Annotated in this window: 15 protein-coding genes; 9 read left to right on the forward strand and 6 right to left on the reverse strand. The window is 58.5% G+C overall.

From position 1 onward, the window contains the following. The first annotated feature begins 219 nt into the window (after window positions 1–219). Complete coding sequence (locus tag GFS31_RS00710) at window positions 220–2,190, forward strand: iron uptake porin (RefSeq protein ID WP_198806418.1); 1,971 nt, start codon at window positions 220–222, stop codon at window positions 2,188–2,190. Window positions 2,191–2,351: 161 nt separating this feature from the next. Here GFS31_RS00710 and GFS31_RS00715 read toward each other — a convergent pair whose 3' ends face one another. Next, the gene (locus tag GFS31_RS00715) at window positions 2,352–3,863 is read right to left on the reverse strand and encodes a UbiD family decarboxylase (protein ID WP_198806419.1); all 1,512 of its coding nucleotides are present in this window, start codon (window positions 3,861–3,863) and stop codon (window positions 2,352–2,354) included. 138 nt (window positions 3,864–4,001) lie between these two features. On the opposite strand from GFS31_RS00715, the gene GFS31_RS00720 reads away from it, so the two are divergent. The 3 genes from GFS31_RS00720 to GFS31_RS00730 all read left to right on the forward strand — a co-directional run bounded on the left by GFS31_RS00720 (window position 4,002) and on the right by GFS31_RS00730 (window position 5,988). After that, window positions 4,002–4,718: a DUF4333 domain-containing protein gene (locus tag GFS31_RS00720; RefSeq protein ID WP_198806420.1), complete on the forward strand. Its 717-nt coding sequence runs from the start codon at window positions 4,002–4,004 to the stop codon at window positions 4,716–4,718. Window positions 4,719–4,870: 152 nt separating this feature from the next. Beyond that, the gene (locus GFS31_RS00725; RefSeq protein ID WP_198806421.1) at window positions 4,871–5,560 is read left to right on the forward strand and encodes a MotA/TolQ/ExbB proton channel family protein; all 690 of its coding nucleotides are present in this window, start codon (window positions 4,871–4,873) and stop codon (window positions 5,558–5,560) included. Between the two features lie 11 nt (window positions 5,561–5,571). After that, on the forward strand, window positions 5,572–5,988 hold the full coding sequence (locus GFS31_RS00730) for an ExbD/TolR family protein (protein ID WP_198806422.1): 417 nt from the start codon (window positions 5,572–5,574) through the stop codon (window positions 5,986–5,988). A gap of 198 nt (window positions 5,989–6,186) precedes the next feature. Here the strand turns inward: GFS31_RS00730 and GFS31_RS00735 are convergent, their stop codons facing one another. Together GFS31_RS00735 and ltaE are read right to left on the reverse strand one after the other, a co-directional pair. Next, window positions 6,187–6,804, reverse strand: a complete 618-nt coding sequence (locus GFS31_RS00735; RefSeq protein WP_317135094.1) for a DUF3318 domain-containing protein — start codon at window positions 6,802–6,804, stop codon at window positions 6,187–6,189. A gap of 440 nt (window positions 6,805–7,244) precedes the next feature. After that, window positions 7,245–8,300 carry a low-specificity L-threonine aldolase gene (gene ltaE, locus GFS31_RS00740; protein ID WP_198806424.1) on the reverse strand — a complete coding sequence of 352 codons (1,056 nt, stop codon included), beginning with the start codon at window positions 8,298–8,300 and terminating at the stop codon, window positions 7,245–7,247. A gap of 169 nt (window positions 8,301–8,469) precedes the next feature. On the opposite strand from ltaE, the gene GFS31_RS00745 reads away from it, so the two are divergent. Beyond that, complete coding sequence (locus GFS31_RS00745; protein ID WP_198806425.1) at window positions 8,470–9,045, forward strand: DUF981 family protein; 576 nt, start codon at window positions 8,470–8,472, stop codon at window positions 9,043–9,045. Window positions 9,046–9,246: 201 nt separating this feature from the next. Here the strand turns inward: GFS31_RS00745 and GFS31_RS00750 are convergent, their stop codons facing one another. Together GFS31_RS00750 and bchM are read right to left on the reverse strand one after the other, a co-directional pair. After that, entirely contained in the window at window positions 9,247–9,729 is a 483-nt protein-coding gene (locus GFS31_RS00750) for a cupredoxin domain-containing protein (protein WP_198806426.1), read from the reverse strand. A gap of 135 nt (window positions 9,730–9,864) precedes the next feature. Continuing rightward, window positions 9,865–10,569, reverse strand: coding sequence for a magnesium protoporphyrin IX methyltransferase (bchM, locus tag GFS31_RS00755; protein WP_198806427.1), 705 nt, complete (start codon window positions 10,567–10,569; stop codon window positions 9,865–9,867). Window positions 10,570–10,810: 241 nt separating this feature from the next. Here bchM and purE point away from each other — a divergent pair, with 241 nt between their 5' ends. After that, window positions 10,811–11,344 carry a 5-(carboxyamino)imidazole ribonucleotide mutase gene (gene purE / locus GFS31_RS00760; RefSeq protein WP_198806428.1) on the forward strand — a complete coding sequence of 178 codons (534 nt, stop codon included), beginning with the start codon at window positions 10,811–10,813 and terminating at the stop codon, window positions 11,342–11,344. 508 nt (window positions 11,345–11,852) lie between these two features. Next, complete coding sequence (locus tag GFS31_RS00765) at window positions 11,853–13,286, forward strand: ammonium transporter (protein WP_225907519.1); 1,434 nt, start codon at window positions 11,853–11,855, stop codon at window positions 13,284–13,286. Between the two features lie 134 nt (window positions 13,287–13,420). Here the strand turns inward: GFS31_RS00765 and GFS31_RS00770 are convergent, their stop codons facing one another. Further along, on the reverse strand, window positions 13,421–13,870 hold the full coding sequence (locus tag GFS31_RS00770) for a protein tyrosine phosphatase family protein (RefSeq protein ID WP_198806430.1): 450 nt from the start codon (window positions 13,868–13,870) through the stop codon (window positions 13,421–13,423). 75 nt (window positions 13,871–13,945) lie between these two features. On the opposite strand from GFS31_RS00770, the gene GFS31_RS00775 reads away from it, so the two are divergent. Then, the gene (locus GFS31_RS00775) at window positions 13,946–14,881 is read left to right on the forward strand and encodes an alpha/beta fold hydrolase (RefSeq protein ID WP_198806431.1); all 936 of its coding nucleotides are present in this window, start codon (window positions 13,946–13,948) and stop codon (window positions 14,879–14,881) included. A gap of 272 nt (window positions 14,882–15,153) precedes the next feature. After that, on the forward strand, window positions 15,154–15,402 hold the full coding sequence (locus GFS31_RS00780; protein ID WP_198806432.1) for a hypothetical protein: 249 nt from the start codon (window positions 15,154–15,156) through the stop codon (window positions 15,400–15,402). Window positions 15,403–15,407 lie beyond the last annotated feature (5 nt).

Genomic DNA, 15,407 nt, shown 5'->3' on the forward strand with positions numbered 1-15,407 from the left:
GGCCTGTCGGCCTATCTACGCCTAAAACGCCTGATTTCTTGTTTGTTTGGCGCAGTCCATCGGTTTTTAGTAGGCAGCCTGGTGTTCTCGGTCAGCCTTGATTGGGAGCTAGGAGACATCTAGCCGCCACATAAGACGAGGTCATCGCCAGCAATAGGCAAGCGTTGAGTGCGCTTTGCCTTTCATAGGGATAACCATCTATTGGTGTGAGGAGTCACGATGTTGAACGTCAAAACCTTGAGTTTTTCCGCCCGCTGGCTGGCTTGGGCTAGCCGTCAGTCTAGCTGGCTGACCACAGCCCTTCTGGTGACAGCGGCTTTGCCCGTTGCCGCAGCGGAGGGTTGGGTCGAGGCCGCCCCCCCGCTGCCCCTGGCCCTGGCGAGCGAAGTCACCAGGGGAGAGGAATTGGTGGAGCCCGGTCTTCAAGCTGAGGCCGCTACCGCAGTGGTGAGGGAAACCCCGCTGCTGGCGGAGGCGGGCGGTGTTTCCGCTGAGGTGGCTCAAGATCCTACCGCCTTAGACGCAGCCGCGATGCCGATGTTCCTGGTCACGGATCTGGAAACGGCCCTCGGCACCGATGGTCGGGTGGATGCTAGGGCCGCAGATTTGGCCCAGGGTATCCGGGTGACAGACTTTTCGGATGTTGCCCCCAGCGATTGGGCCTTCCAAGCCCTGAGCAACCTGGTAGATAACTACGGCTGTCTCGTGGGCTACCCAGACCGCACCTTCCAAGGACAGCGCAGCCTCACCCGCTTCGAGTTTGCGGCGGGGCTCAATGCCTGTTTAGACGTCATTGTAGGCACCCTAGGCAGCGTCTCCGATGACGACTTGGTGGCCATTCGCCGCTTGCAGGAGGAATTTGCCGCCGAAATGACTACCCTGCGTAGCCGGGTAGATACCCTAGAAGCCGAAACGGCCACCCTTCGCGCCCAACAGTTTTCTACCCAAACCAAACTGCGGGGATCGGCCTTTATGAACGCTGGGGTCGGGTTCTCCAGCGGCAACATTTTGGCCGAGCGCAACAGTACAGCGACGTTCCCCGGCAGCGTGCAATTTGTCCCCCCGCGCCGGGTGGGCGGCGTGCCGGATGTGGTCACGGTGACTGATGATGCCCAAATCACCACGGGCGCACTGACCTGGATCAACATGGATACCTCCTTCACCGGGTCAGATCGGCTGAAGCTTCAGTTGGCGGCGGGGGCAGGAACAGCCCCAGGCAACTTCTACGGCTCGGCGGGCCTGTTCAATACCTTTGGTACACCGTTCACCTTTCAGTTCCCATCCGCTAACTTTGACGTAGTTGTCCGAGAACTGAGCTATATGTTTCCGGTGGGCGATAGTCTCACCCTAGAGGTAGGCCCCCGGATTAACTGGTACAGCTACTTCGACAACAACCGCTATACCTTCTTCCTCACCGGGGCCAATAGCTTTAACTCTAGCGGCGGCACCCAGGTCAACACCATTGACCGGGGGGCTGGGGCTATTGCGGTGTGGGATGTGGCCGACTGGCTGGATGTGCGCGTGGGCTATTTGGCGGAAAGCAACGAATTTTTGCCCGGTCTACGGCCTGCGGGTGATCCCTCCGTGGGCCTGTTTGGCGGCACCAGTACCCTGACGGGGCAGATCGGCCTGCGGCCCTTGAACAACCTCAACCTGCGGTTCTTGTACACCCGATCCAACCTCATGCCCAACGGCCTGGGCCAAATTGGCGGCACCGCTGGCGAACCCATCTACGGCTTTGCCGATGACGGTGCCGGAGGGCGGCTCACCAATGCTCCCGCCGACACCTTCCTAGTCAACTTTGACTGGACACCGCTGCAATGGCTGGGCCTCTTTGGTCGCTACAGCTACGGTAGCGTTGCGCTCACCAGTGAAGCTACCGGGACTCGCATTGGCGATGTCAACGGCCAGTCCTTCCAGCTTGGGGTAGCCTTCCCCGACCTCTTCAAGCAGGGAGCGTTGGGAACGGTCTCCTACCTGATTCCCTACGATGTGACGGGAGGCCGAGAGTTCTTGGTCTCCGGTGGCGGCAATGGCGGCACCCAGCAGGAGGTGGAGGTCTCCTACCGCTACCCAATCAACCGCAACCTGGCCGTCATGCCCTCCTTCTATTGGATCATGAACGCCAACAACTTCAGCACCAACCCCGACATTTTCCTGTTTAACCTCCAAGGCCAAATCTCCTTCTAGGAGTTCCTGGCCGAGTTCTCTATCGTTGCTGAGTCTCCCGTGGCTACCTGCTGAAACAGGTAGCCTTTTTTATAGTGTTTTCACCCTTGGGGGCAGGGAGTGGCCCAAGGCGTTGGCTACGGCTGATCCATAGCGTTCAGTTCACCGTCTTCGACCAAGCCTCAGCGGATGTCGTAGCCAAACAGATTGGGGTCAACATCGCCCAAGTTGAGATCCCCTAACCCATATTCAGCCCAGCGGCGATCCACCAGGGCAGCGGTGTCGGGGTCGGGGACGAGTTCTTCGCTCCAGGGGCGGTCGGTTTCGGGGTAGACCTTGGTGGTGGCGTCGATGCCCATGCGGCTCCCCAAACCGGGCCGTTCCGTGGCAAAGTCCAGCTTGTCGAAGGGGTTGTTGGGCAAAATGAACACATCCCGCACCGGGTCTACCTTGGAGGTGACGGCCCACATCACCTGGCGCGGATCGCGAATGTTGATGGATTCATCCACCACAATCACAAACTTGGTGTAGTTGAACTGGGGCAGGGCCGACCAAAAGGCCAACGCAGCCCGTTTCGCCTGTCCGGGGTAGGTTTTCTCGATGGAAAGGACGGCGGCTTTGTAGCTCAGCCCTTCCATGGGCAAGAAGAAGTCCTTAATTTCTGGGACTTGCTGGCGCAGGATGGGGGTGTAGATGCGGTTGAGGGCGATGGCCATCATGGCATCTTCCTTGGGGGGCCGACCGCTGAAGGTGGTCATATAAATCGGATTTTTGCGGTGGGTAACGCAGTGGAAGCGCAGCAGCGGGGCCGCTTCATTGACGCCGCCGTAGTAGCCGATGTGGTCGCCAGCGGGGCCATCCACCGCCGTTTCCCCAGGGGTGATGGTGCCTTCCAGCACGATTTCCGAGTCAGCGGGGACTTCTAAATCCACGGTTTTGCATTTGGCTAGGTGGACGCCTTTTCCAGCGTAGAGTCCGGCAAACAGCCACTCCGACAGGTCAATGGGTAGGGGAGTTGCCGCCGCGAGAATCACCAACGGATCGACCCCGATGGCGATGGCCACCTCTAGCTTTTTGCCCATTTCCGCCGCCTTCCGCAGGTGCCGACTACAGCCCCGCACCGACAGCCACTGCACCGTCATGGTGTTTTTCGATTGCAGTTGCAGGCGATACACCCCCACGTTGGGAATGCCGCTTTCCGGGTCTTTGGTGATCATCAGGCCCAGGGTCAGCACCTTGCCCGCATCGCCGGGGTAGACGTGCAGCATCGGAATTTGGGTCAGATCCACCGCCTCATCCTTCAGCACCACCTGATGGCAGGGGGGCAGCAAATCCCGCATGGGCTTGGCCTTCACCACATCAAACAGCGCCTTGCCCATTTCCACCGCCTGGGAGAGTTTCTTGGGCGGGCGGGGCTGATACAGCAGGGCCAGCTTGTCCCCCAGCGCTTCCAGTTCTTGGGGATGATCCATATTCATGGCCCAGCACACCCGCTCCACGGTGCCCATGACGTTGATGGCCAGGGGCATCGAGGCTCCCTTCACGTTCTCAAACAGCAGGGCAGGCCCGCCGCCCAACAGCAGCCGATTGGCAATTTCTGACACCTCCAGGTACGAATCCACCGGGGTCGTGATGCGTCGCAACTGCCCCCGATCTTCTAGTAGGGTTAAAAACTGCCGCAGGTCTCTAGCCATTGTGAACAAGTGTAAAGAGCTGTGTTCCATTATGGCGGACAGGGTGGGCCAACGGCCATGCCCCCGCTATGTATGCTGCATCACGGGCCTAGAAGCAGCCCAGGTGATACAACTGAAGCAGCCTGTCCAGAGTGTCCCATGTCGCGCCTGTTTCTTCGATTTACTGTGATCGCCGTCCTGCTAGCCCCCCTGACCGCCTGCGGCAACCGCCTAAATGTGGCCCAGATTGAAGCTGACATCCAGGCCGATATCGAACGTCAAGGCCGCCGTTTGGCCCTGCGGGAGGTGCGCTGTCCTAGGGATGTCCGGCGGCAGGCCGGAGCTTTTTTTCGCTGCGTGGGGGAGCTAGACCCAGAGGGCACCTTTACCATCAACGTCACCCAGCAGGATGATCGGGGCGGCGTAGCGTGGGATGTGCCCAATTCCAAGGTGATTCTCAACCTGGTCAAGGTGGAGGAAGGGATCCAACGGGGACTTTCTCAGGCGCTCGGGCAGCAAGCCCCTGTGGACTGTGGCGAGGCCATGTATCGGGCCAACCAACCGGGGGATCGGTTTGAGTGTCGCGTGGTGGGTGGCCTCACCGATGGGGCTGATACGATCCAAACAGTGCTGGTCAGGATTAATGCGGCAGGCAATCTAGACTGGCAAGAGCAGCGAGGGGGGCACTCGACTACGGTGGCCAATCCAGCCCCGACGGCCAATCCAGCCACGGCAATGACTACCCCAAACGCAGCTACTCCCGCTGCCCCCGCCAGCGCCTCGGCCCCGTCGCCCCCCGTCGCCCCCGCCGTATCCACCACTGGCCCCACCGGACGCCCCATCAATCGCCCCTACATTCGAGGCGACAACGATTAGGTTGATGCCGCCACCCTGGATGGGTTAATCCCTTGTTAAGGCTCCTATGGCCCTGCCTTAACGTCTCTGTCTCCAGCATCCGATAGGCTAGATGAGGGTTAATCCGTCTTTCATGCTGTGTTCTTCCTTGGGAAAATCCCGCCCTGAACCCTATGACAACCGTTCTTGATTTCTTGGCCAAAGGTGGCCCCGTGATGGTGCCGATTGTGGGGTGCTCTGTGCTCACCATCGCTACCGCCCTAGAGCGCACCCTGTTTTGGATGCGGCTCCTGAAGCGCGAAGATCAAGTGGTTCATGCCGTGCTGGATGCCGCCCGCCGCGATCTCAGCGAAGCCGCTGCCCTCGCGGCCCAAGCCCAGGACTTGCCCATCGGACGGTTTTTGTTGGCCCCCCTGCGGCTGAATCGGCCCTCCCCAGAAACCTTTCGGCTGGCCATGGAAACGGCAGGAGACCGGGAGTTTGTCCACATGCGAAAGGGCGACAAACTGCTGGAAACCGTGGTGGCCGTTGCGCCTTTGCTGGGGCTACTGGGCACCGTCACCGGGTTGATTGCCACCTTCGGCAACCTCACCATTGGCGGCGGTGGCTCCGGCGAACAGGCCACAGCGGCGGCAGCGGGGATTGGGGAAGCCCTGATTACCACAGCGGCGGGCATGGTGGTGGCCATCCTGGCGCTACTGGTATTTCGGGTGATGGTGACGCTACAGTCTCAGCAAATCGACTACTTCTCAGACGCCGGAAACGAGCTAGAACTGATCTATCGGCAATACTGGCACGAGCCCGCCCAACTCCCGGTCGAGGCCCAGGGCGACCGATTGCCCACCCCAGACCGCCTGCGATAGGGCCATTTCCCATGCGCTTCAAGACTCAATCCAGTCCGCCCCCGCCCCAGGTAGACCTCATCCCCATGCTGACGGTGATGATGGGGGTGTTGGCCTTTTTTGTGGTAGTCACCACCACCCTCAGCCAGGAAACCTTGGTAGACATCCAGCTCCCCGCCGAAGACCAAGCCGACGCCGACGTTCCCTTCCCCGCCGACCCCTTCATTGTGGAACTGGTGGGGGAAAACGAGGTATTGCTCAACGGCCAGCCCACGGATCTTGATACCCTGGCCACGCAGATGGAAGCCTACCTCAGCCGCAACCCCAACGACACGGTTTTTCTGTTGCCCCACCAAGACTTGCCCTACGAACAGGTGATGCAATTCCTCGGCGATATGCGGCGCATCGGTGGCAACCGCGTTTCCCTCGCCATCGAAGCCCAGCCCTAGCAGGTCGAATACAACACCCGACCTTGATAGCCCCAATTCCCTAAGGATTGGCCTGTAGGGTGCATTCGCGGCAATCCTCCTGCCAAGAGCCACCCTGGTCGCTGGGATTCGCCGCAATGCACCGCAGGAAAATCAGAGTTAGCCAAGTAGGCTGTGGCATGAGACCGGAATGAAGCGAGGGCAAAGTCTGGGGTGAGGCTAATACGCCGACCGCAGATCGCCCCGTTCGTTGCGAGCCCGTTCCTTGGCCTTGGCGGCGCTTTTCTTCAGGGCTTCGAGGCGCTTGATGTAGCGATCCCGCTGGCGCTTTTTGGGGGTTTGCTCGATCAAGGTTTTGAGGGCGCTGCCTAGGCTCTTGTAGGCATTGGGCAGGGTGTAGCCAAAACGGGTGGCGATGGCGATGGCCCGCTCATCGGCGTCGATGCTTTCTTGTAGGGTCTTTTGGTTGTTGTTACGCTTATACAGCCGCCAGCCCGAAAAGCCGCACAGCCCCAGGGCCAACATCAGCAGCAGGCCGTCCTGCACCCACAGTTCGCCCACGGCTCCGCCCAAACCAATGGCCAGCGCCGCCATTTCCCAACCATCGCGGGGAATAGTGTCGTTTTGGATGCGGCCCACCTCGTGCCAGAACATCAGGTTGCGCTGGTCGAGGGCCAGTTGTTCCCACTTGACGAGGTCGATCTGGATTTCAACCTGATCCTTGCCCAGTTCTTCGCAGGTAATTAGCGGCGGACTGACATCAATGGCCGATTCCACCGTCACCCAGCTTTGCAACTCGGGGGGCAGCAGGCTTCGTAACCGACGCAGCTCGCCCATATCAGCACGGGCCGTGGAAGTGGCGTAGGAGGTCATGGAGGTCAGAGAGGGGTAAAACAACCAAGGAAACGGGCCGCAGGCTCTGAGGGAGAGCCCTGTTCTTTCATCCTAAACGCCGCCTCTAGGATTTGGCTGACGCATTAACCGTAATGTCAACCGAACCAAAGCGGAATGGATACTCCTATAAATCCTACCTCATGCCCTTTTCGTCAAGGGGCTGCTGAGCATTTCTACCCGGTTTTGTAGATTTTGAGGAACCGAAGATGCTTGGATGCCATCGCCCCACGCCCTGTTTTCCAGGCTGTATGATGTTGCATCCCGTCGCTGCAAATCTGAGGATTCCGAATTTCGCGGTTTTGAATGGCAAGGTTCCCAACCGGATGGCGACAAGCCCCATAAACAACAAACGCTAGTTCTTCAGCGCCTCACCCCCGACCGTTTTACCCCTGGCAAAGGGCGCGAATCGCGGCCACCAACTTTTCCACCTGCTCCGGCTGAATCCAATAGTGGGTGACGGCGCGGAGGGTGTGATGGTCGTAGCCGCCTATGTGAAGGCCGTAGTCTTGCTTCAGGCGATTCACCAGGTCGGTCGGAGAGAGGGGCAGATCGTCCGCCAGGGCGAAAAAGACCATGTTGGTTTCCACCTGGGCAGGGTTGATCAGGATGCCGGGGATGGTTGCCAGCCCTTGGGCCAACTGTTGAGCCTTGTCGTGGTCGTCTTGGAGACGTTGGCTCATGGTTTTGAGGGCAATCAGGCCAGCAGCGGCGAGCACCCCAGCCTGTCGCAGGCCGCCGCCGAGTAATTTTCGATTACGTCGGGCGGTTTTGATGAAGTCTTGGCTACCCACCAGCACCGAGCCCACGGGCGCACACAGCCCCTTGCTCAAGCAAATGCTGACGGAATCGACCCATTGTGTGATGGCGGTGGGGTCACATTTCAGGGCCGTTGCGGCGTTGAAGAGGCGGGCACCGTCCAGGTGAACCCTCAGATTGTGGGATTGGGCAATGGCATGAACGGCCTCAAAATACTCGGCTTCAATCGCCGCCCCATGGTTGCCGCCGGAGCTATTTTCCAGCAGAATCAATCGGCTGGTGGGCAGGTGAGGGTCGTCCTCCCGAATCGCCGCCCGGATTTGGTCTAGATCCATCCGTCCCCGGCTATCGGTGGGCAACGGGCGCGGGGTGATGCCGCCCAAAACGGCTATGCCTCCGGCTTCCCAGCAATAGGTATGGGCGTCTTCTCCCATGATGGCCTCATCGCCCCGTTGGGCATGGCTGAGGGCGGCGATCAAATTGCCCTGGGTGCCGCTGGTCACAAACAGTCCCGCCTCTTTGCCCAGCATTGCCGCTGCTAAAGCTTCCAGGGCCGAGATCGTGGGGTCTTCGCCATAGACATCGTCCCCCACCTCAGCCGCCGCCATGGCCGCCCGCATCTCGTCGGTGGGCCAGGTCACGGTATCAGAACGGAAATCTACGGAGGGAGAAATAGCAGCCATGGCACAAAAACGGTTTTGGCCGCAGCATACTCTGATCCTTCTAGGAGAGGCAAGGTGGAATCGTGCCGTTATGCGCCTGTACGGGGTCTAGAGTTTGTTAGGATCCTGACGGATTACGGGGTTTTGACCCGGTGTTTTCCATTGTTTTAGCAAACTGGAGAAAAGCCCTATGTTTATCAACTACATCACCCTGATGCTCATCAATATGGTGGCAGGGCTGGTGCTGCTGGCAGATTTTGTCTATCGCGGCCTCGATGGGGCCAATATGAAGCGCTGGATTCCCGGTTTTGGCCTAGTGGGGGGCATTGCCCTCGCTACGGGGCTGCACATGATGTGGACATGGCCTGTTCCCGGCAGTTTCAACGTTTCCTTTGGCGAAACCACCGTGCTGTTTGGCGGGCTTTTCCTAATGGCCGCCATCGCCCTGGCCCAAGGCTGGGATCTATTCACCCTGACGGTCTACGCCTTTTTTGCTGGGTTAACCGCCATTTTGGTAGGGGCGCGTATCATCGACCTCGAACAAACCCGACGCCCCCTCGTTGCCGGACTGGGGTTCATCCTCACGGGCTTGGGGGGTGTTTTGTCAGCGCCCACGCTGGTCTATTTGCGCGACAACAAAACCTGGCGCACTGCCGGAGCCGCTGTATTGCTGCTGGCGGCGCTGATTTGGGCCTTTATTGGCTACCTCGCCTACTGGGGCCACCTGGAGTCCTTCAGCCAGTGGCAGCCCCCCGTCATGCGCTAGGCGACTTCCGTAGAAAATAACCTCAAAAACCCGGTTTCTAAGTTGTCCTAATCACGATAGGCCACCTTAATCACGAGACCGGGTTTCTGTACCCAAACTGGGATTCTATAAACTTTGAAAAACCCGGTTTTTGAGCTGTCTTAATCATTAATGATCTCAGATCGCGTTGTCAGAGAAACCGGGTTTTTGTCTCAAAGTAAACTATTCCACAATGAACCGACCGGCCATGCCCTCGGCTCGGTGATTGCCAACGCTGCAATAGTAGTCAAATTCTCCGGCTTGATCGGCTACGAATTCGACAGTGCTGCAATCTCCTCCAGCGGAGATCACCTCGGTGGCGGCATCAAATTCATCCACTACCCAGTCGTGGGTGCCTCCGGTGACGCAGAGGGTCAATGCCACCGTATCCCCCTGCTGCACAACGATATCGGGGTTGCTGTCGCCCGCGCCATCCAGGAAAAATGCGCGACCTTCCGCCGTCATAGCTATGGCAACGACCGCTTCGTCGTCTACCGCTGATTCGCTCTCGGTAGCGGGTTCAGCGGCGGTGGTTTCTTCCGCCGGAGGGGCAGCTACATCGCTATTCTGAGGGGAACACGCCGCCGTGAAGAACAACATCGCCCCTAGGGAAACCGTTGCCAAGGTGCGGAGTTGCGTGGATCGTTGAATGAAATGGCTAACCATAATGTCCGTACGTAACATCTGTGAAGAATTGTAAATCAATTCACAAATTGTCGCCGGGGGCACCTCATTGACATCCGCAAAGCCCGTTGAAGCAGGCCCAACGCCCCCGGTTCTCAAGATGTTCGCCGAGGTTGCCTAGGCGCTGGCCTTCACGGCTTCCAGCATTCGGGAAAAGTAGAACTGGGTTTTGGTCATGGCGCGGCGCTCAATTTTCCAGCCGCTGGATTCTAGAATGGCGACGATATCGGCCTCGCGATGTAGATAGGCGCGGGTGGTTTTGCTGGGGCCGGGGAAAAATTCGCCGATTTTCTTCAACAGGGTATAGCAAGGCGTTTTGGGCGCAAAGCTGAGGATCAGGCGCGATTCGGCCAGGGAACTGAGGTGCTTGATCATGCCTTCCACCTGTTCTTTGGGGTAGTGGATCAGCACATCCAGGCAAATCACCGTATGGTAGCTACCCGATAGCTCTTCTAGGTCCTTCACCTCAAAGGTGGGCACATTTTCGCCATTGAGGGCTTCTTCGGCTCGTTTCTGGGCTTCTTCTACCATTTTGGCCGAAATATCGCTGGAATAGACCTTCGCACCCTCCTGAGCTAGGGGAATGGAGAGACTGCCCACACCACACCCCGCATCGCAGCAGGTGATGTCCTTGAGATTGTCGTCGGCCTTCAGCCAGTCCAGCAGGGTATCAACGGTTTTTTGGTGGCCTTTGCGAATGTCGAGCTGCACTTTGTTGACTTCGCCATCGCCGTAGATGCGCCGCCAGCGGTCGAAGCCCGTGGCGTTGAAATAGTCGCGGACTACGGTTTTATCGTCGGTTTTGTCGTTGGTCAGCGTCATGGCGGCAGGGGTAGGGCGGTTGATAACTTCTGTAAAATCTTATGACGTTTTGCTACTGGCTTCCACCCTCGACATGATTTGAAACCTTTGAAAGACAAGTCCTGAATAGCGGGAGGAGGGAAGGGCGAGGTTCCCTCGCCCCGACGGGATGGCCCACCCGGGACGGTAGGGGCAAGGTCGCTTTACCCAATACCTTGTTTAACGCCTTGCACACTGTGTACATATTTAAGGAGATCATCAAATGACAACAGCGACGACAGCGCCGGAAATTGGCATCATCATGGGCAGCGATTCGGATTTGCCCACGATGCAGGCGGCAGTAGAGGTGTGCGAAGCCTTTGGGGTGGCCTACGAGGTGGCGATTGTGTCGGCCCACCGCACCCCAGAGCGCATGGTGCAATACGCCCAAACGGCCCGCAACCGGGGGCTAAAGGTGATTATTGCCGGAGCTGGAGGAGCCGCCCATCTACCAGGGATGGTGGCGGCCCTCACGCCCTTGCCCGTGGTGGGGGTGCCCGTGGTGAGCCGCACCATGCAGGGGCTAGATTCGCTCTACAGCATTGTGCAAATGCCGGGGGGGATTCCGGTGGCGACGGTGGCCATTGGCAATGCTAAAAATGCGGGGCTGTTGGCGGTGCAAATTTTGGCCTGTGACCGCCCTGCCTTGCTGGATCAAGTGGCGGAATATCGCCGCACGTTAGAGGCCGAGGTCTTGGCCAAGCAAGCCCACCTAGACCGTCTTGGCAGCCAAGCCTACCTTCAGACCATGGCCTAGGAAAAGGGTCGTAGAAGCCTTCCGCAGGAATTCGCCTTAATTCCCTGCAATTTCGATGTTAGGCCAATTCTCAGGGCAATAACCTCAGGCTTTCGCGTTTTTTAGGGCGTTGTGTATTTCCTGATACAGATTGACGGCCTCAGAATTGATGGAATCATGTTGTTCTGTAAAGCTTCGGTAACGTTACAGCGATGCAGGCCAGCCCCCTCTGGTGGTGCTGTGTTGTCCGGGTTGCTGGGCATGGGCTTCCCAGGATTAGCTCAGGCTAACCAAAGGGATTGTCCGGGTTGCGTCACGTTTGGCCTACGGGCTGACAAAACCATAGAGGGTTAGCGCCTTGATTGAGGTCTGCTCCGCCGCTGTCTGGCTATGGCTAGATTGTCTGGCAGACTGGCCGTGTCTACTGTCTGATTGTGTTGAAGGAACGTCTGTCAAGATGTCTAATTTTGCGTTGAAAAATCGTTCTAAGTCCCGGAGACGGTCAAAGCCGTCCTTCTGGACTGCCAGTGTGCCGCCCTTTGACCAAGCGGCAAAGCGGATCTTTGGTCGGGTTGGAAGCTGGGCTGGGTTGGCCTGCATTCCCCTGGCTATCGGGATTGTCGTCACCTGGAGCATGGCTGCCCACGCCCAGGATGAACTGACGGCGGCGGATGTGCAAACCGTCCTCGACAACATCTGGGTGCTGATTGCGGCCTTCCTCGTGATTTTTATGAACGCGGGTTTCGCCATGGTGGAGACCGGGTTCTGTCGGCAGAAGAACGCCGTGAACATTCTCACCAAGAACCTGCTGGTGTTTGCCCTGGCAACCCTTTCTTTCTGGTTCATCGGCTTTTCGCTGATGTTTGGCGGACTCGCCGGTAACGGCTGGATTGGCTGGGGTGGCATCTTCCTGGGTGGCCCCGCCGAAAACTACGGCCTAGAAACGGGAACAGGTCTCACTAAAGACACCTTCTTCCTGTTCCAAGCCGCCTTTGCGGGTACCGCCGCCACTATCGTGTCCGGTGCCGTGGCAGAACGGGTGAAGTTCCTCGACTTTGTGATCTTCAGCGTGCTGCTGACCGCCATTGCCTACCCCATCACGGGCCACTGGCTCTGGGGTGGTGGCTGGCTGGCCGAAATTGGATTCCACGACTTTGCTGGTTCTACCATTGTCCACTCCGTCGGTGGTTGGGCTGCGCTCATGGGTGCTGCCCTGCTTGGCCCCCGCATGGGCAAGTACACCTCCGAAGGTCAGGTGAGCGCTCTTCCTGGCCACAACCTCAGCATTGCAACTCTGGGCTGTTTGATTCTGTGGCTGGGCTGGTTCGGCTTCAACCCCGGTTCCCAACTGGCGGCTGACCTGGCGGTGCCCTACATTGCTGTGACCACCAACATTGCGGCGGCAGCGGGTGGTATGGCTGCTACCCTAACCTCCTGGACGCTGAGCGGCAAGCCCGACCTGTCCATGAGCATCAACGGCATTCTGGCTGGCCTGGTAGGTGTTACCGCTGGCTGCTACGTGGTGGGCTACGCCGGGGCCTTCTGGATCGGCTTGGTTGCGGGCGTCATTGTGGTGTTCTCCGTCGGCTTCTTCGACAGCATCAAAATTGATGACCCCGTGGGTGCCACCTCCGTTCACTTGGTCTGCGGCATCTGGGGCACCTTGGCGGTGGGTCTGTTTGCCAACGGCAACAACTTCACCCAAGCTGGTGCTGAAGATGCCATCGTCGGCCTGTTCTACGGCGGCGGTGTGGGCCAACTGGGGGCACAAATCTTAGGTGTGCTGTCCATTGGTCTGTTCACCGTAGTGGCTACCACCATCTTCTGGATGGTGCTGAAGAACACCCTGGGCATCCGCGTCTCCCCCGAAGAGGAGATGAAGGGCCTGGATATTGGCGAACACGGCATGGAAGCCTACAGCGGTTTCCTGAAGGACACCACCGACATGACCGGGGTAATGTAGGCTCTGGGTTGCAATAACCTAGCAATACATCCTAGGAGGGGTTAGCGACGGCTGGCCCCTCCTGTTTTTTCTAGATGCCCTCTTCTACGGGGAGAGGGGCTGGGGGGAGGGGAGAGCTTCACCCAAAAGGATGGCTACAGCGATGCTATGGCCTGGTCGATAAACCGCTGCCAGCACTCATTAGGTTGCCAAATGCTCAACAAATCCTGCTGGGCGGCGGCAGGGTCAAGCCCCAATTTCAGCACCCGATAAAGATAGACAAACACCGAAACCCTCATATTGAGGGCGCAGTGAACCAAGATTTTGCGTCCCTGGTAGGTATCCATCGCCGCAAAAAACTGATCTAGATCCGTCAGCGTTGGGTTTTCCCACACCACGGGAATTGCCACATAGGCCATGCCCAGACCTGCCACGGCGGCCTGTTCATCGGGCAACGCATGGTCAGAGGTCGGCAGAGCCAGGTTTATGACGACCTCATAGCCCGCCTGGGCGAGGGCGACAAACTCTGCTTCAGTGGGCTGTCCGGCGGTGGCGAGGGTGTCTGAAATCGGCAAAAACTGGCGCATCATGGTGAGGGTCGTCATAATCGGGGCAAGGCCGGGCGGCGAGTCAGCAAAATCTCGGATAGGATACGGTGGGCGCTGTTTGAGGAATCCGCGATGTCGCCAGATTATCTTCTTTTTGCCCAACATGGCTGGGCCGACAATAACCAACACATGGTCGCCCTAGCGCAGCAGTTAGCTACCGATGCTACCCGCATCATTGCCCCTAGTCTCAACTATGCGATGACCTGGCTGCGGATGGCTCCGTTGGTGGAAGAGGTGGAGCAGATCGCCACAAAGGCAGTGGAGACTTACCCCGACGCGCCCCTGCGCATCGTTGGCCATTCCATGGGCGGGCTGATTTGGCTGGAGGTGCTCACTCGCCATCCCGACTGGTGGCCGAAGGTGGAGTTCCTGGTATTGGTGGCCTCTCCGGTGGGCGGGGCCGACTTGGGCCGGATTATTGACCCCCTCCAGGTGGGGGTGGGCATTGCCGCTGACCTGGGCCAAGACCGACGGGCCATGGCCAGCGCCATCGCTGAACGGGTCAATACCTTGGTGATTGCAGGCAACCTAGACGGCGGCAGCGACGGCACCATTACCCTAGAAAGCGCCAAAGTTCCCCACGCCCAGTTTGTAGATATGGAAGGGCTGAGCCATGCCACCATGCGCGACCACCCCTGGGTAATAGAAACTATTCGACAATTCTGGCAAGGCAAAAGCTTTAGCGAACCCCTCACCCAGCACCCAGTCATTGAACAACTGCGGGCCATCCCCGGCATGACCGACGCTCACCTGCGCGACCTGCCCCAATCAGAACCGTTTTTGACCCTAGAAGATGACTCGGTCATTCGCGTCTGGCGGCATCCCCTCGGCATCGATCATGTGTTTGTGACCACCTCCAGTGGAGCCTGTCTTTACGCGGGCTACGTCGGCTGGCTGCATCGCACCGAACTATGGCACACCCTCACCCACCTGAAGGAGACTGTGGCCCATCCCCAGACATCTGATGGCCAAGAGATAGATGCCCCATGCGGCCTAGATGGATCCTAGGGCCAAAAGCCAAGCTTATAGATGGGTTCAGATAATGTAGACCGATGGACTGGGGCAAAGGATGGCCACAACCGCAACGCCCAGAATAAACTGAAAGATATGGTTAAACACAGAAGCATAGACTTCTATCTTCTGTGGCACCTTGGGTCTCCTGGCTAGAGATACCCTCAAGTCACAGGTGAAGGGTTAACAGGTGTTTTCGTGATGGGCAGGCTTTGGCGTGCCGCCGCTACACGCAACGGATCAGCACGGATCAACATTGGGCAAACACCATGAACAAGTTTAATGCGACACAATTACGCACCCGATTGGACAACACCCAGGAAGGCTGGATCGTTCAGGTCTATGGCGGTGATCGCCGCCTGCTCTGGGTGCTTGAGCCCTCCCACGCCTGGACATTTTTCTGGGGGGTGGGGGTTGGCCTATTGCTAGCGGTGGGGTGGTTTAATCTGGCGCGTCACAGCCCACCCAGCCCCCAGGCTTCACCGACGTCGATTCCCGCCGAAATGTGGGTTGACTAAGGACA

This window comes from Leptolyngbya sp. BL0902 (assembly GCF_016403105.1).
Lineage (GTDB): Bacteria > Cyanobacteriota > Cyanobacteriia > Phormidesmidales > Phormidesmidaceae > Nodosilinea.